This window comes from Nonomuraea sp. NPDC059194, from assembly GCF_042754765.1.
GTDB lineage: Bacteria > Actinomycetota > Actinomycetes > Streptosporangiales > Streptosporangiaceae > Nonomuraea.
Genome location: NZ_JBHZBH010000015.1, coordinates 58091 through 74650 on the forward strand (window position 1 = coordinate 58091; position 16560 = coordinate 74650).

Annotated in this window: 13 protein-coding genes; 10 read left to right on the forward strand and 3 right to left on the reverse strand. The window is 70.6% G+C overall.

The features are described from left to right. Window positions 1-3 precede the first annotated feature (3 nt). A complete protein-coding gene (locus tag ACFXJ8_RS19815) occupies window positions 4-1458 on the reverse strand; it encodes an NCS2 family permease (protein ID WP_379645365.1) in 1455 nt (484 codons plus the stop codon). Between the two features lie 119 nt (window positions 1459-1577). Here ACFXJ8_RS19815 and ACFXJ8_RS19820 point away from each other — a divergent pair, with 119 nt between their 5' ends. After that, entirely contained in the window at window positions 1578-1829 is a 252-nt protein-coding gene (locus ACFXJ8_RS19820; RefSeq protein WP_379645366.1) for a DUF2530 domain-containing protein, read from the forward strand. A 97-nt stretch (window positions 1830-1926) separates the two neighbouring features. Here ACFXJ8_RS19820 and ACFXJ8_RS19825 read toward each other — a convergent pair whose 3' ends face one another. Next, window positions 1927-2895 (reverse strand): aldo/keto reductase, encoded by a 969-nt coding sequence (locus tag ACFXJ8_RS19825; protein ID WP_379645367.1) that lies wholly within the window; start codon window positions 2893-2895, stop codon window positions 1927-1929. Between the two features lie 99 nt (window positions 2896-2994). Between ACFXJ8_RS19825 and ACFXJ8_RS19830 the strand changes: the two genes are divergently transcribed. The 4 genes from ACFXJ8_RS19830 to ACFXJ8_RS19845 all read left to right on the forward strand — a co-directional run bounded on the left by ACFXJ8_RS19830 (window position 2995) and on the right by ACFXJ8_RS19845 (window position 10939). After that, on the forward strand, window positions 2995-4530 hold the full coding sequence (locus tag ACFXJ8_RS19830) for a polysaccharide biosynthesis C-terminal domain-containing protein (protein ID WP_379645368.1): 1536 nt from the start codon (window positions 2995-2997) through the stop codon (window positions 4528-4530). A gap of 4 nt (window positions 4531-4534) precedes the next feature. Beyond that, window positions 4535-5776, forward strand: coding sequence for an RNA-guided endonuclease InsQ/TnpB family protein (locus tag ACFXJ8_RS19835; protein ID WP_379645369.1), 1242 nt, complete (start codon window positions 4535-4537; stop codon window positions 5774-5776). A gap of 423 nt (window positions 5777-6199) precedes the next feature. Continuing rightward, complete coding sequence (locus ACFXJ8_RS19840; protein WP_379645370.1) at window positions 6200-7465, forward strand: hypothetical protein; 1266 nt, start codon at window positions 6200-6202, stop codon at window positions 7463-7465. Window positions 7466-8188: 723 nt separating this feature from the next. Then, window positions 8189-10939, forward strand: coding sequence for an SCO7613 C-terminal domain-containing membrane protein (locus ACFXJ8_RS19845; protein ID WP_379645371.1), 2751 nt, complete (start codon window positions 8189-8191; stop codon window positions 10937-10939). Between the two features lie 80 nt (window positions 10940-11019). Here ACFXJ8_RS19845 and ACFXJ8_RS19850 read toward each other — a convergent pair whose 3' ends face one another. Beyond that, the gene (locus ACFXJ8_RS19850; protein WP_379645372.1) at window positions 11020-11397 is read right to left on the reverse strand and encodes a hypothetical protein; all 378 of its coding nucleotides are present in this window, start codon (window positions 11395-11397) and stop codon (window positions 11020-11022) included. Window positions 11398-11611: 214 nt separating this feature from the next. Between ACFXJ8_RS19850 and ACFXJ8_RS19855 the strand changes: the two genes are divergently transcribed. From ACFXJ8_RS19855 to ACFXJ8_RS19875, 5 genes are all read left to right on the forward strand, one after another. Further along, on the forward strand, window positions 11612-12253 hold the full coding sequence (locus ACFXJ8_RS19855; protein ID WP_379645373.1) for a class I SAM-dependent DNA methyltransferase: 642 nt from the start codon (window positions 11612-11614) through the stop codon (window positions 12251-12253). 64 nt (window positions 12254-12317) lie between these two features. Then, window positions 12318-13280, forward strand: coding sequence for an NAD-dependent epimerase/dehydratase family protein (locus ACFXJ8_RS19860; protein ID WP_379645374.1), 963 nt, complete (start codon window positions 12318-12320; stop codon window positions 13278-13280). Next, window positions 13277-14431, forward strand: coding sequence for an L-2-hydroxyglutarate oxidase (gene lhgO / locus ACFXJ8_RS19865; protein ID WP_379645375.1), 1155 nt, complete (start codon window positions 13277-13279; stop codon window positions 14429-14431). The genes ACFXJ8_RS19860 and lhgO overlap by 4 nt, the downstream gene beginning before the upstream one ends. Before the next feature lie 26 nt (window positions 14432-14457). Further along, the gene (locus ACFXJ8_RS19870) at window positions 14458-15159 is read left to right on the forward strand and encodes a response regulator transcription factor (RefSeq protein ID WP_379645376.1); all 702 of its coding nucleotides are present in this window, start codon (window positions 14458-14460) and stop codon (window positions 15157-15159) included. Then, window positions 15156-16529: a sensor histidine kinase gene (locus tag ACFXJ8_RS19875; RefSeq protein ID WP_379645377.1), complete on the forward strand. Its 1374-nt coding sequence runs from the start codon at window positions 15156-15158 to the stop codon at window positions 16527-16529. The genes ACFXJ8_RS19870 and ACFXJ8_RS19875 overlap by 4 nt, the downstream gene beginning before the upstream one ends. The last annotated feature ends 31 nt before the right edge of the window (window positions 16530-16560 follow it).

Genomic DNA, 16560 nt, shown 5'->3' on the forward strand with positions numbered 1-16560 from the left:
ACGTCACACCCCCAGCAGACTCCTGATCGGGCCGAGCGCGAAGTACACCACGAACAGACCCGCGACCACCCACAGCAGCGGATGGACGTTGCGGCTCCGGCCCCTGAACGCCTGGATCAGCACGTAGCTGACGAACCCGGCGCCGATGCCGTTCGAGATGGAATAGGTGAACGGCATGAGCACGATCGTCAGGAACGCCGGGATCGCGATGTCGAAGTCGTGCCAGTCGATCTCGCGGACCGCCGTCATCATCATGAAGCCGACGACGACCAGCGCGGGCGCCGCCGCCTCGTACGGCACGACGACGACCAGCGGCGCCACCAGGATCGACAGCAGGAACAGCACGCCGGTGACCACGCTGGCCAGGCCGGTCCTCGCGCCCTCCGCCACGCCGGAGGCCGACTCGATGTAGGTCGTGTTGGACGAGACCGAGCCCGCGCCACCGGCCGCCGCGCCGATCGAGTCGACGAGCAGGATCTCGCGGGTACGGGGCAGCCGCCCCTCCTCGTCGACCAGGCCCGCCTGGCGGCCGACGCCCACGACGGTGCCCATCGTGTCGAAGAAGTCCGTGACGAGCAGCGTGAAGATGAACAGAACCGCCAGGATCACCGAGACCTGGCTGAAGGCGCCGAGCGGGTCGAACTCCGTGAACAGCGTGAGCGGGTTGTTGAAACCGAAGATCTGGTCGGGGATGGAGGGCGTGTTCAGCTGCCAGCCGTCCTGGTTGTCCTTGGTGGCCTGGCCCGTCTTGGTCAGCGCCTCGACGATCATCGCCAGCACGGTGGTGCCGACGATGCCGATGAGGATCGCGCCCTTCACCTTGCGGGCCACGAGCACCGCCGTGGCCAGCAGACCGACGATGAACACGAACAGCGGCCACGACGACAGCGCGCCCGAGATGCCCATCTCCAGCGGGGGACCGGCGGCCACGCGGCGGACGAAACCGGCGTCCACGAAGCCGATCAGCGCGATGAACAGGCCGATGCCGACACTGATCGCGGTCTTCAACGGGGCGGGGATGGCGTTGAACACGGCCACGCGGAACCCGGTCAGCACGAGGATCGCGATGATGACGCCCTCGAGGAAGACCAGGCCCATCGCCGCCTCCCACGACATCTTGGAGGCGATGCCGTACGTCACGAACGCGTTGAGGCCGAGGCCCGCCGCCATCGCGAACGGGACCCTGCCGACCACGCCCATGAGGATCGACAGCAGGCCCGCGACGAACGCGGTGCCGGAGGCGACCAGCGGCAGGTTCGCGGCCAGGCCATCGCCGATGAACTGGCCCTCGACGTCCTTGGCGGTGCCGATGATGATCGGGTTGAGGACGACGATGTAGGCCATCGTGAAGAAGGTGGCCAAACCGCCGCGCACCTCACGGGACAGGGTCGAGCCCCGCTCGGTGATCGCGAAGAATCGGTCAAGCCCGGAAATTGGGGGAGTAGTGGTGGCTTTCACGCGCGAAGAGTGGCAGGGGTTTTCACCTGCGAAAAGACCTTGCGACCTGATCGAGATGGATTTGCCGCCATATCGCGTGAAACGCCACGTCGACTGGATTGGCGACTACGCTGGTTGACGTGAAGCAGGCATGGCGTCCGGATCCGGAGCCGCTCGAGACCAACGACCGGGCGGCGGTGCTCGGCGGCACCGCGCTGTGGGCGCTCGGGCTGGTCGTGCTGCTGATCGTACGGCCGGGGCCTGAGCACGCGTGGTGGATCTGGACCTGCGTGACGGGGATCGCGTTCGGCGGGTTCGGGTACTGGTTCGTCAGCCGGAGGAGCCGCAGGCGGCTTCCGGCCGACGAGGCGCCCCTCGAGCCGCCGATCTAGCAACTGGGCTTGGATCGGCGGGCTCTCGGGCGTCGCCCTTGGGGCAGGCCCAGGCTTTTGGGCGCCACCCTTTGCGGTAGGCCTGGGCTTTTGGGATTTACCAGGCGTAGTCCTCGGGCGCGGGCTGGTGGCCGGGGAAGATCTCGTCGAGACGGGCCAGGGCCTTGTCGTCGAGCGTGATCTCCAGGGTTCGCAGCGTGCCTTCGAGCTGCTCCATCGTGCGCGGGCCGATGATCGGCGCGACCACCGCGGGCCTGGTCAGCAGCCAGGCGAGCCCGACGTGCGCGGGGTCCTCGCCGAGCTCGTCGCAGAACGTCTCGTACTGCTCGATCTTGTCGCGGTGCTTGTCCAGCTCCTTGACCATGTGCTCGGAGGTCGAGCGACCCTTGTCGATCTTACGGAGCACGCCGCCGAGCAGCCCGCCGGCCAGCGGGCTCCACGGGATGACGCCGAGGCCGTACTCCTCGCACGCGGGCAGCACCTCCAGCTCGACCGCGCGGGTGAGCAGGTTGTAGTGGCTCTGCTCGCTGACCAGGCCGAACGTGTTGCGCCGCGCCGCCGTCTCCTGCGCCTTGGCGATGTGCCAACCGGCGTAGTTCGACGAGCCCACGTAGATGATCTTGCCTTGCTGGCGGAGGACCTCCATCGCCTCCCAGAACTCGTCGAACGGGGTCTCCCTGCCGATGTGGTGCGCCTGGAAGATGTCGATGTAGTCGGTCTGGAGGCGCTTGAGCGAGGCGTCGCAGGCCCTGCGGATGTGCAGGGCGGACTGCAGGCTCTCGTTCGGCCACTCGCCCATCTTGCCGTGGAACTTCGTGGCGATGACCGTGCGCTCCCTGCGGCCGCCGCCCTGGGCGAACCACCGGCCGACGATGTTCTCGGTGACGCCTTCGCCGGTCTTCCAGCCGTACACATCGGCGGTGTCGAAGAAGTTGATGCCGAGCTCGTGGGCCCTGTCCATGATCGCGAAGGAGTCTTCCTCCGTGGTGTGCGGGCCGAAGTTCATCGTGCCGAGGCAGAGCGGGCTGACCTTGAGGCCACTTCGTCCAAGGTTCACGTAGTCCATGGCATCCACCCTAAGAACCTGGAGTCCACTCCAGGCCAGCCCTTCGGCTATAATGATCAAGGAATCCTGGGGTGCTGATCGCCTCGGGATTGTGCTTTTATGCACCGAACCCTCGCGACCGCCGCCCTCCCTCTCCTGCTGTCCTCCATCACCGGACTGGCCGGATCCCTCGTAGTCACCTCCGTGCTGGGCCGCCACGGCACCGCCGCGCTGGCCGCGTTCGCGCTGACCATGGCCGTCTACCAGCCCGCCTCGATGGCCGTCATCGGCGGTCTGCGTGGCCTGGGGCCCTTCGTCGCCCCGCACCGCGACGATCCCGTCGCCGCGCTCCCCGTGCTGCGCGACGCCCGCTGGCTGGCCCTTCTCATCGGTACGGCAGGCGCCGCGGTCGTGGCGTGCGCTCCCCTTCTCGCCGTCGTGAGCGGGGCGGGGGTGTCGGGGTTCGGCGCTCTGCCGTACACACTGGCCTGTTCTTTGCTCGTCACCGCCGCCAACGGCGGCGTGAACACCGTGCTCGTCGCGCTCGGCCACAGCGGGAAGGTGCTCTGGGCCACCATCGCCGGCACCGTGGCGGTCGTGGTCCTGGTGCCGCTGCTGGTGCCGTGGTGGGGGTTGACCGGCGCGGGGCTGGCCTTCCTCTGCTCGTCACTGGCCGGCGCGGCCGTGGCGAACCACGCCCTGCGCCGCGTGCTCGGACGGCCGGTCGGCAGGGGACGGCCGCGCGTCCAGGAGATCAGGGCGCTCGCCAAGGTAAGTCTGCCGTTGTCGGGGACCATGCTGATCAAGTTCGCGGGGCTGGGGGTGATGGCTTACGCGGCGGCCAGAACCGGCGTCACGGGGTCGGCGGCCCATGCGATCCTCTACTCGCTGGCGGGCTTCCTCATGCTGCCCGCACTCGCCGTGGCCCAGGCGGCGGTCCCGGAAATCGCCCGCGCCGATGTGGGTTCTGTCCGAGGTGGCGCTTCCGCCCGAGGTGGCGCTTCCGCCCGACCCGCTTCCGCCCGAGGTGCCGCTTCCGCCCGAGGTGGCGCGGGTTCCGCTGGAGGTGGCGCTGGTTCCGTCCGAGGGGCTCTGGGTTCCGCCGGAGGTGGCGCTGGTCAGGCCCCCGCGGGGGTGGATCCCGCCGGAGGTGGCGCCGGTCAGGCCCACGCGGGAGTGGATCCCGCCGGAGGTAGCGCTGGTCAGGCCCACGTCGGTATGGATGGCGCGCGAGGTGGCGTGGGTTTCGCGCGGCGGCGCGTCGCGGGCGTGGCTCTCACGCTGGCCGCCTGTGGGGCGCTGGCGGGCGCGGTCCTGGTGCTGGCCTTCGACGGCCCGCTGGTCAGGGCGTTCACCGGCGACGAGGCCGTCCGCGCGCAGGTGTCCGCCGTCCTGGTGATCATGCTCGTCTCCACCCTGGCGGAGGGGGCGTCGGCGGTGATGGGCTTCGGGCTGACCGCGGTCAAACGCTCCGGCCTCAGCTTGCGCTTCCTCGCGATCGGGTGGGGCCTGCTGGCCGTCGCCGCGGGTCCCGTCGTGGGAGCGTGGGGGCTGGCGGGGCTGTGGACCGCCATGCTGGCCAACAACGTCCTCCTGATGGTCCTTCAGGGCTTCGGTTTTCTGTCGGCCACGGCTGATAGGTCTTTGGTTTCGTGAATCGGTGAAGCTGCGCTACAACTACCGGCTGTACCCGGACGCGCCCCAGCGGGAGCTGCTGGCCCGGACGTTCGGGTGTGTCCGCGCGGTGTGGAACGACGCGCTCGCGCGGCGCAAAGCCGCGTGGAAGGCCGACCGGACGCGGATCAGCGGCCCGGAGCTGCAGAAGATCTGCATCACCGCCGCGAAGCGGACGCCCGAGCGGGAATGGCTTGGGCAGGTCTCCCCGGTGCCGTTGCAGCAGTCGTTGCGGGACCTGGACGTGGCGTACACGAACTTCTTCGACTCGGTGTCGGGCAGGCGGAAAGGCCCCAAGGTCGGTCTGCCCGTCGTCAAGTCCCGCCACGATCACCGGCAGTCGGCCCGGTTCAACACCAACGCCTTCAAGCTGCGAGCAGGCGGGACCCTTTACCTCGCGAAGATCGGCGAAATCGAGGTCCGGTGGTCACGCGAGCTGCCCGCTCCGCCCTCCAGCGTGACGGTCATCAAGGACGCGGCGGGCAGATACTTCGCCTCCTTCGTCGTCGAACTCGACGACGACGCCCACCAGCTCCCGCAAGCAGACGCCGAGGCCGGGATCGATCTCGGGCTGACCCACTACGCGGTCACGTCCGACGGCGAGAAGATCGCGAACCCGAAGTGGTTGCGTCGCCGGGAACGCAAGCTCAAGAAGCTGCAGCGGGCCCTGTCACGCAAGAAGAAGGGCAGCGCCAACCGGGCCAAGGCCCGGGTCAGAGTCGCCCGTCAGCACGCCAGGGTCGCCGACGCCCGCCGAGACTTCCTGCACCAAACCAGCACCGCACTGCTCCGCGAGAACCAAACGGTAGTGGTCGAAGGGCTGGCGGTGCTGGGCCTGGCGCGGGGCATGCTCGCCAAGGGCGTCAACGATGCCTCCTGGGGTGCGTTTCTGCGGCTGCTGGAAGGCAAGGCCGCCCGGTACGGGCGGGAGTACGTCACCATCGACCGCTGGTATCCGTCCTCGCAGCTGTGTCCCTGCTGTGGGTGGAAGATCGGGAAGCTCGCTCTGGATGTCCGTGAGTGGGACTGTCCATCGTGTGGCGAGCACCACGACCGTGACATCGCTGCCGCGCTCAACATCCTCGCTGAGGGCGTCCGCCTGAGGCACCTGTACGACGTGGCCGCCGGGCTGGCGGACACCCGAAACGACTGTGAAGGGCAGGTAAGACCACGCGAGGCAATCCCGAGCCTGGCACCGCCCGAAACCTGCACCGCGCAAGCGGCGTAGAAGCAGCAGTAAACACCCCGCCGTGAGGCGGGAGAATCCCCGTCATTTATGGCGGGGAGAAGTCAACGTGGCTGCTCGCGCTGTGCGGCGCGCTCTGATGCTGAAGCGGCTGGTGGCGGGGCCAACTCCGTTCTCATGGGCCGCAGCCGCCAGGTGCTGTGATCGGCGCTGGCGGCCACGGCGGTCGAGGTGGCGCTGATCACCGTGCTGGCGCAGGTCGGGCTGCCGATGTCGGCGACGACGCTGGTGAAGTTCGTCGTCACCTACGCCGCCGCGACGAGCACCCGAAACGCTGCCCCGGAGAGAAGAACGCCTCGTGGAGACCACGTAAGACCTCACTCTCCGGAGTTGGCGGCGGTCGATGAAGCAGGAAGAGCCTCGGTGCGAGAAGCGCTGAGACTCAAGCAGCGGCATGATGGGCGGATGGGGGATCTCCTGGTTCGCACGCTTGCTGGGCTCGTGGTGGCGATCGTGCTACCGGTGGCTCCTGCCTTCGCCGTCTCGGCACCTGACACGCCGATGCGGGCTCCCGCCTCGCCGGGGGCCGCTTCGACGTATGCCGCTTCCACGCCTGGTGCGTCGCTGTCGGCCGGTGCGGTGGGGGCTGGTGTCGGGTTCGTCGGGAGTGTCCCGTCGGCGGGCGGAGTGCGGCCTGCCACGGGCGGTCCCTCGTCGACGCCCGCGGAGGGGGATCGGGAGAAGGTCGAGTTCACCATCTCCGACCCGCGCATCACCGAGTCGAGCGGGCTGGCGCTCTCGCCGACCCGGGACGGCGTCGTCTACACCCACAACGACAGCGACGCGGGACCGATCTTCTACGCGCTCGGCGACGACGGGAAGACCAAGGCCACCTTCACCCTGCGCGGCGCGCAGGCACGCGACTGGGAGGCGATGGCCGCCGTCAAGGACCCCGCGACGGGACGAGGGGTGTTGTGGCTCGCCGACATCGGCGACAACTTCGACGGCGCCTGGCCCGACATCTCGATCTACAAGGTGGCCGAGCCCGCCACGCTGCGGGACGCCACGCTGCCCGCGGTGCGTTACCGGTTCACCTACGAGGACGGCGGCCACAACGCCGAGGGCATCATGGTCAACCCGAAGACCGGTCAGCTGTTCGTGGTGACCAAGCAGTTCGCGGGGGCGATCTACGAGGCGCCCGAGCGGTTGCGGGCGAACAGGGCCAACATCCTGCGCAGGGTGGGCTCCGCGCCGATCATGGCGACGGATGCCGCCTACGCGCCTGACGGGTCGAGCTTCGTCATCCGTACCTATTTCTCGGCGACGGTGTTCAGCGCACTGGATGAGCAGGTGGCGAAGGTCTCGATGCCGGCGCTGGACCAGGCGGAGTCGATCGCGTACACCAGGGACGGCAAGGCGTTGCTGACGGGGAGCGAGGGGGCGAACAGTCCGGTCTACCGGGTGCCGCTGCCTGCCAAGGCGCTGCCCACCTCGCCGGCGCGGCAGGAGGAGACGTCCGCGTCCGAGGAGAAGGGGGCATCCTCCGAGTCCTCCGAGGAGAAGGGGTCGTCCTTCGGGAAGACGTCGGCTGACGACGAGGCCACGCGCGCGCCGGATGCGGCGAACGCGGATGCTTCGGGCGGGATCGACACCTGGGACATCCTGTTGTGGCTGGCCGTGGCGGTAGTAGCCATCGGGGTCATCACGCTCATCGCGAGGAAGGCCCGCTGAGTCGGGATGCTCAGCCGTACCTGAGTAGCAAGTCGCAAGCGATCATCAAGGGGATGCGGCATTGTTCTCGGCATGCAGGTGAACTGTCCTGATTGTGAGCTTCTCATCGCTGGTCCCGTGGCCGCTTGCCCTCGGTGCGCGTTGCCGTTGGCGGGACCGGTGGCGGTGGAGCTCTGGCAGGTCGACGGGGCGTTGGCGGGGCTCAGGACCCGTGAGGCCGAGCTGCGGGGACGGCGGGAGCACCTGCTCGCGCTCCTTCGCGGCGACCGTGCCCGCCTCCTGGGACGGCAGGACGGTCCGCCGACCCCCGGCACGGCGGCGGGCACTTCCGATCTTGCGGTGACAGCGCCGGGGCCGGGCGCTTCCACGGGCGCGGGCGCCGGTGCTGCTGTCCCAGTGGACACCGGAGCCGATGGCGATGTTGGGGTTCCTGGGGATGCCGGGGTTCCTGCCGACGCGGGGATTCGGGGGGTCGCTGGAGTTCCTTCAGGCGTGGGGATGCCAGAGGGCGCCGCAAGCCCCGCGGGTGTCGGCTCTCCTGCGGCTGCCGGAGGTCCGGCGGGTGTCGACGCTGGTGGTCCTGTAGGTGTGGAGCCCAGCTGGGCTGCTGGTGGCTCGGCCGGTCGTGGGACCGTCGGTGGTTGGGCGGGGGCAGGCGCCGGGGTTGGCGGTCGCGCCGGTGGCGGTGCCGGTGTGGGAGCTGGTGGAGCCGGGCGGGGGGAGGTGTCGCGGAGAACGGCGCAGAACACGCTGCTCATCCTCGGCGGCCTGATGCTGGCCGTGGCCGCGATCGTGTTCACGGTCGTCAGCTGGGGCCACCTTGGCATCGGCGGCAGGGCAGCGATCCTGGCGGGACTGACGGGGGTGACGCTCGCCGTACCGGCGGTGCTGCTCAGACGCGGCCTCAACGCGACCGCGGAGACCATCGGCGTGCTCGGGCTGGCGTTGATGCTGCTCGACGGGTACGCGGCGCGCAGGGTCGGCCTGGTTAGCGGCCTGGACGGATTGGATTACACGGCGGCCACGCTCGTGGTGGTGGCGGCGACGGCCGCGGTCTACGGCAGGGTGCTGCCGTTGAAGGTGCCGCAGCCGCTGGCGGTGGTGCTGCTGCAGGTGCCGTTGCCCCTGCTGTCCCTCGGTCACGGGTACGGCTGGTCGAGCGCCGCGCTGGCCGCCACGGTCGCGCTGGACGCCGCCATCTGGACCTTCGCCACCCGGAGTGTTCGCGTGACGGCGACGGTGTGCCTGGCGTTCACCGGGACGATCGCGTTGCTATGGGCGGGGGTCGCCTCGTTCGGGTTCGACGGGGCGTGGCACGCGGTGGGGCTGGTCATGCTGGCCGCGGTCGGCGGGTACGTCGCGTTCAGGTCGGCGGACATGATCGGCAGGGGCGTCGCGGCGCTCGGCTCGGCTATGGCGCTGGTCGGCGCGGTGGGGGCGTTCGCTTTCCGGCCGCTGCCCGAGGAATGGCGGGTGGTGCCGTACACGCTGGCGGCGCTGGCGGTGACGGCGCTCGCCAGGCTGCTTCCGGTACGGCTGCGCGCCCCCTACGTCTACTCCGGGGCGGGTCTCGCGCTGGTCAGCGGGTTCGCCGTGACGCCGCAGACGTTGATCGTCATGATGGACGCGCCCGTGATGGCCGACGAACTCTGGATCCACGGGCCGCTCGTCATGCTGCGCGCGGCGCCCGTCATCTTCGCGCTGCTGGCGTCCCTGCCGCTGATCGTGGGCAAGGCGCGGTGGGCGGTGCCGGTGTTCGCGGTGGCGGCGGTGTTGGTGGCGCCGGTGGTGTACGGCCTGCCGTACACCGTAGTGGTTGGCGTACAGCTGCTCGTGGCCTTGGGATGCACGTTCGCGGCGGTGCGGTTCGCGCCCGCGCCTTGGGCGTGGCTCGCGGGGTTCGCGGGCGGGTTCGCGGTGCTGTGGTCGCTGGATCAGCGGGCCGTGGCGTACATGGTGTTGGGTGCTCTGCTGGTGGCGTGGGGTGCGCTGTACCGGAGGCCGGCGGCGCTGGTGGGGGCGGCGCTGTCGGGGGCGGGGCTGGTGTGGGTGGCGCTGGACGGCCTCGGGGTTCTTCCTCGGGATGCGGCGGCGACCGGACTCGCGGTGGGTGCGGCGCTGGCGCTGCTCGGCTGGTACGGCACGCGCTGCCCAGCCGTCCCGGCGGGCCCCTTCGCGGGACCTGGCGGCGCCGAGGCTGTTGGGTCGACGGATGCGGGGATGCCGGGTGGTGGCGTTGCGGGGGCGGCGGGGAGTGGGTTCGGGGGGCTCGCTGATTCGTGGGCGGGGCTGGTCGGGCGGGTGATGGCTGCCGTGGCGCTGCTGGTCGTCGGTGACGTGGTGGTGGGGACGCTGGGGGCGTACCTGGGGGTGTTCGAGGCGTGGAGTGGTGCGCCGGTGTTCGCGGGCGGCAGGACGTGGGCGCTGGTCGTGGTGGGTGTGGCGGGGGCGGTGCTCGCGTTGGCGACCAGACCGGCCTTCGGGGTGTTGGTGGGGGCGGTCGTGGTGGCCGCGGTGCCGGTGGCGGTGGCGGTGCCGTACCCGGTGGTGCTGGTTGTGATGGTCGTGGCGGTGGGGCTCGCGGCGGCGGTGGCGGCCGGTGGGCGTGGGGGAGCGGTGGCCCGGTGGACGAGTACGGGGGCCGCGTTGTGGCTCGGGTCGGTGGCGCTCGGGTGGGGGCTGGCGGTGGAGACTGCGACGCTGGCGGTGTTGCCCGCCTTGGCGGCCATCGCGGCGCTGACGGGTCTTCTCTGGGAAGCGCACCCCAGGACTGCGGGTCCGGGGGTCGCGGGCGGCGGCACAGGCGGTCGGCCAGGAGGCATGGGTGCGGGCCATCCCGATGCTGCGGGTCGGCGGGGTCCGGGCCATTCCGAAGGGTTGGGTCATCCCGGCGGTGCGGGTCGGCTCCAGGGTCCGGGCCATTCCGACAGTGCGGGGCGGGTTGAAGGCGCGGGTGCGCTGACGCTGGGTGCGCGGTTCTGGTGGATGGTGTTGGCCGGGGTGCTCGTGGCGGGCGAGGTGGTCGCGGTGGCGGCGTCGTTCGGGGTGCGGGTCGTGGAGGCGTACACGCTGCCGTTCGCGGTGCTGCTGCTGGTCGTCGGGTGGTGGCGGGCGCGGGGCGGGGAGATGTCCTCGTGGCCGGTGTACGCGCCCGGTCTCGCGCTGGCGTTCGGGCCGAGTCTGGTGCAGGAGGCCACACCGCTCAGAGCCCTGCTGCTCGGCGGGGCGGCGCTGGTCGTGACGTTGGCGGGCGCGCGGTGGCGGTTGCAGGCGCCGACCGTCATGGGCGGGATCACCGTGGCGGTGGTGGCGGTGCGGGAGTTGGCGCCGTGGGTGGCCGAGCTGTTCGGCGTCGTGCCGAGGTGGGTGCCGATGGCGCTCGGTGGCCTGCTGCTCGTGGTGGTGGGCGCGACCTACGAGGCGCGCAAGCGCGACATGCGCAGGCTCAGGGACGCCGTCGCGAGGCTGCGGTGAACCAGGGACGATGTCGGGAGGCTGCGGTGAATCGGGTGCTGTCGGGAGGTTGCGGTGACCCCCGTCGCCTACCTCGGCGGTCACCGCGTGCCGCGTAGCTTCGCCGTGAAACCCTCACCGCGCAACGCTCGCTCCACCACGTCGACCGATCGGGCCAGGCGGACCAGGCGCGGGCCCTCTTGGCGGTAGACGTCCAGGACGGCCTCGACGGCGTGCGGTGGCAGGTGACCCTTGAGATCCACCGCCGCGTTCCGATACCCGGCCCTGGCCGCCGCAATGGCCGAGTCGAGATGGCGAAGCGCCATCCTCGCCAGGGCAAGGGGATAACGCCTGAGAACGTCGTGCGCACGGTAGTCGGGCGGCATGCAGTCCAGAAGGAAAGCCACGGCAGAGGTCTCCCAGTCCGGAACGCTGGGCGGACGGACCTCGGGCGGCCACTCCGGCGGGAGATACGTCATACGCTAATCGTACTCAAGTTCGATTCGCGGACACCTCCACTGCCACGCGGGAGAAGGCCAGGCCCTTGGCGGACGCTCCGGGCAGACGGAGACGAGCGGGTCGAGCGACGAAGCCAGGCCCGTGATGACCGGCCACTGAGCGGCGACGGGGTCCCCGTCCGATCTCGCGCGATCGGACGGGATCTCGACGTTCAGGAGGCTAGGGTGCTGCGCCATGATCGAGCCGGACTTCCTGCGCGACACCCGCGCCGCCTATGACGCCATCGCCGCGGACTACGCCGAGCGCAACCATGACGAGCTGGCGAACAAGCCCCTGGACCGGGCGCTGCTCGCCGCCTTCGCCGAACTCGTCCAGGGGCCGGTCGCCGACCTCGGGTGCGGTCACGGTCACGTGACGGCACGCCTGCACGCGTTGGGGCTGAGCGTGTTCGGAGTCGACCTGTCGCCGCGGATGGTCGCGCTGGCCCGGCAAGCGCATCCGGGCCTGCGCTTCGAGCAGGGCTCGATGACGGCGCTGGACCTGCCCGAGGGAGCCCCCGGCGGTATCGTGGCCCTGCACTCGATCATCCACCTCCCGCAGGAGCGGCTGCCGGAGGTGTTCGCCGAGTTCTACCGGGTGCTGGCTCCGGGCGGTCACGTGCTGCTGTCGTTCCAGGTCGGTGATGAGCGGGTGCGCAGGACGGAGGCGTTCGGTCACGCCATCTCGCTCGACCACTACCTGCGGCCACCGGACCGGGTCGCCGAGTTCTTGAGCCGGGCGGGATTTGTCGAGGTCGCCCGGCTGGTGCGCGAGCGCGACGAGAAGAACGAGCGGATCCAACCGGCCTTCCTCCTGGCTCGCAAACCGGCCGAATGATGCGCGATCTTTTCGTCACACGTTCGATGGAGGGGGGAAATCTCCAGGCGCTAGCTTCCTGATCATGCGCGTGTTGGTGACGGGTGCGTCGGGCTTCATCGGTTCCCACGCGGTCGCCGCGTTGCGGGAGGCGGGCCACGAATGCCTCCTTATGGTGAGAAATCCGGAAAAGGCGCGGGCGGTGTTCAAGGTCCCCGGCGTCCTCTACGAGGCGGACATCAGGGACGCGGAAGCCGTACGCCATGCGCTGGAGCAGTGTGACGCCGTCCTGCACGCCGCCGCGGACATGGGTCTCACCGGACGCGACGTCGACCTGCACGGCGCGAACGTCCGCGGGCTGAAGAACGTCCTCGGGCAGGCCGTGGACCTCGGCCTCGATCCGGTCGTGCACCTGTCCACGGTCGCGGTGTTCGTGCCGCCAGGCGAGCCCGTCATCACCGTGGACAGCCCGCTGGCCAGGCCGCGCAACGCGTACGGCATGACCAAGCTGTACGGCGAGCGCTACGCCAGAGACCTGGAAGGCGTGACGATCGTCTACCCCGGCGGCGTCGTCGGCCCTGGCCAGCCGACGCTCGACGGGCTCAACGAGGGATTCAGGGCAGGGCTGCGCCGGGGCTGGCCGATCGTGCCCGGCGGGGTGAGCGTGCTCGACGTCCGCGACCTGGCCGTCGCGCTCGCCCGGTGTTTCACCCCCGGCAGGGGCGCCCGCCGTTATCTTCTGGGCGGACATTTCCTGACCTGGGAGCAGGTGGCGACGCTCTGTGAGGACGTCACGGGACGGCGGGTGCGGCGGTTCAGGATGCCGGGCGCGCTGCTCAGGACGCTGGGCGCCACGCTCGACGGGCTCAGACGCGTCGTCCCGGTCGACCACCCGCTGGCCCGCGACGCCGCCGACTACATGCTGACGCTCGTCCCCACCGACGACGTCCCGACACTGCGCGAGCTGGGCATCACACTGAGACCCGTGGAGAACACCGTGGCGGACACGGTGCGATGGCTCGTCGCTGAAGGACACTTGACCTCATGACAGAGCGGATCGGCGTCATCGGAGCGGGCATCGTCGGCTTGGCCGTCGCCCGGGAGTTGGCGCGCACCAGAGGCGCCGAGGTGACCGTCCTCGAAGGGGAGAACAGGGTCGGAGCCCACCAGACCGGGCACAACAGCGGTGTCGTGCACGCGGGCCTCTACTACCCGCCCGGCTCGCTCAAGGCGACCCTGTGCAGGGAGGGCGTGGCGCTGCTGCGGGCCTACTGCGCCGAGCACGGCCTGCCGTACGAGGAGGTGGGCAAGCTGGTGATCGCCTCCACCGCCGCCGAGCGGCCCGCGCTGCGCGCGCTCGCCGAGCGCGCGAGGGCCAACGGGGTGCCGGGGCTCGCCGAGCTCGACGCGCTGGCACTGCGCGAGGTCGAGCCGCACGCGGTCGGCGTCGCCGCCGTCCACTCGCCGCGGACCGCGATCTGCGACTTCCCCGCCGTCGCGCGCAGGCTCGCGCGGGACGTGGCCGAGCTGGGCGGTTCGGTACGGCTGGCCCACCAGGTCAGGGCGATCCGCGAGAGCGCGAGCAAGGTGGAGGTCCTGGCCGGACGCCGGAAGTTCGCCTTCGACACCGTCGTGGCCTGCGCGGGGCTCGGCACCGACGCGGTCGCCAGGATGGCGGGCGAGCCTGGCGAGGTGCGGATCGTGCCGTTCAAGGGCGAGTACTACGCGCTGTCCGGATCGGCGAAGGACTTCGTGCGCGGCCTGATCTACCCGGTGCCCGACCCGCGCTACCCGTTCCTCGGCGTCCATCTGACCAGGCGGATCGACGGCGAGGTGCTGGTCGGGCCCAACGCGGTCCTCGGCGACGTACGCGCCCTGCTGACCTGGGAGGGCACCCGCAATCTCGCGCGCAGGCACTGGCGCACCGGCCTCAGGGAGCTGTACGGCTCGGCGGTCAAGGGCGCGTTCGCCCGCGCCGCCAGACGCTACGTCCCCGCGATCACCGCAGCCGACCTCGAACCCACGGAGGGCGGCGTGCGCGCCCAGGCGGTGGCCCGCGACGGCGCCATGGTCGACGACTTCGTGATCGACCTTCACGGACGGATCGCGCTGGTGCGCAACGCCCCTTCTCCCGCCGCCACTTCCAGCCTCGCGATCGCTCGGCATATCGCGGGAATTGTCCCAGCACTCGCCCGTTAAGGGCATTCTTAGATGTGATGGCCACTATGGACGCCGTGGAAGCACGCCTGCTGATCGTCGAGGATGAGCCCAACATCCTCGAACTACTCGCCGCGAGCCTCAGGTTCGCGGGTTTCGACGTGTCCACCGCCAAGAACGGGCTCGACGCGGTCACCGCCGTGCAGCGGCACCGCCCCGACCTCATCGTGCTCGACGTGATGCTGCCCGACCTGGACGGGTTCGAGGTCGTGCGCAGGCTGCGCGGCAGCGGGCAGGGCACGCCGGTGGTGTTCCTCACAGCGCGTGACGAGACAGAGGACAAGATTCGCGGGCTCACGATCGGCGGCGACGACTACGTCACCAAGCCGTTCAGCCTGGAGGAGGTGGTGGCCAGGATCCGCGCGGTGCTGCGCCGTACCTCGGGAGATCCGCAGGCGCCGCCGCCCCGGCTCACGTTCGCCGACATCGAGCTGGACGAGGAGAGCCACGAGGTGTGGCGGGGCGGCAGGCCCGTGGCACTGTCGCCGACGGAGTTCAAGCTGCTGCACTACCTCATGGCCAACGCGGGCAGGGTGCTGTCCAAGCCGCAGATCCTCGACCACGTCTGGGACTACGACTTCAGGGGCGAGGTGGGCATCGTCGAGTCGTACGTCTCCGTGCTCCGCCGCAAGATCGACAACAGGGAACCGCGGCTCATCCACACCCTGCGCGGCGTGGGCTACGTGCTGCGCACCCCTCCCGACCCATGACCCTCCGGCTCAAGCTCATCGCCGCGACGCTGCTGCTGCTGGCCTTCGGGCTCACGTTCATCGGCGTGCTGAGCGTCTCCGTCCTGCACAACTACCTCATCGACCGGGTCGACACCCAGATCTCGGTGGTGGCGGCGCGGGCGCTCATCAGGGTCCAGCACAAGGGCGCTCCCGGGCTGAAGAGCCTGGTCCTGGAGCCCGACGCGATCGTCAAGGCGGGCGGTCCGTGGGTCAGCGGCCTCGACGCCGACCACCGGCCGCCGCCTGCCGTACCCACCCCGCCGCCCGCCGTGCCCACGACGGTGCCCGCGATCGCGGGCGACGGCGAGTGGCGGGTGCAGGAGGTGCGCGGAGCGCAGAACGCCGTCGTGCTGATCGCCCTCGACCTGGACGAGGTCACGCAGATCACCCGCAGGCTGGCGCTCATCGAGCTGCTCGGCGGCGGCGGCATCATGCTGATCCTGACCGTTGTCGGCGTCACGACCGTGCGCAAGAGCATGCGCCCGCTGGCCCAGATCGAGCGTACGGCGGAGGCCATCGCGGGCGGCCAGCTCGGCAGAAGGGTGCCGGACGGCAACCCGCGCACCGAGGTGGGACGGCTGGCCCGCGCACTCAACGTCATGCTTGCCCAGATCGAGGCGGCGTTCGCGGCGCGGACCGCCTCGGAGGACGCGGCAGGCAGGTCGGAGGAGCGGATGCGGCGCTTCGTCGCCGACGCCGCCCACGAGCTGCGCACGCCGCTGACCACGATCCGCGGCTTCGCCGAGTACGCCAGGCAGAACCCCGAGGCCGACCCCGCCGAGATGCTCGGCCGCGTCGAGCGCGCGGCGGGCAGGATGAGCCTGCTGGTCGACGACCTGCTGCTGCTGGCCAGGGTGGACCAGCAGCGTCCGCTGCAGATGCGGCCCGTCGACATGCTCGCGCTGGCCGCCGACGCCGTCCACGACGCCCGCATCCTGGCCCCCGAGCGCGGCATCTCGCTGGAGGTCGTCGGCGGCGCCGCCCTCATCGTCTCCGGCGACGAGGTACGGCTGCGCCAGGTCGTCGGCAACCTCATGTCCAACGCGCTCACCCACACGCCCCCCGACACGCCCGTCACGATCAGGGTCGGCGCCACCGGCGACACCGTGTTCCTCGAAGTGGTCGACAAGGGGCCCGGCCTCACCCCCGAGCAGGCCGAGAGGGTCTTCGAGCGCTTCTACCGCGCCGACTCGGCCCGCGCCCGCAGATCGGGCGACGACAGGGGCAGCGGCCTCGGCCTGGCGATCGTCGAGGCGCTGGTCGAGGCGCACGGCGGCAACGTGGTCGTGCACAGCGTGCCGGGCGAGGGCGCGACGTTCAGAGTGGAACTCCCACTCGCCCCTGAGTAACCCTTCAGCTTCTCCTCAGCCTGCTGCGGCA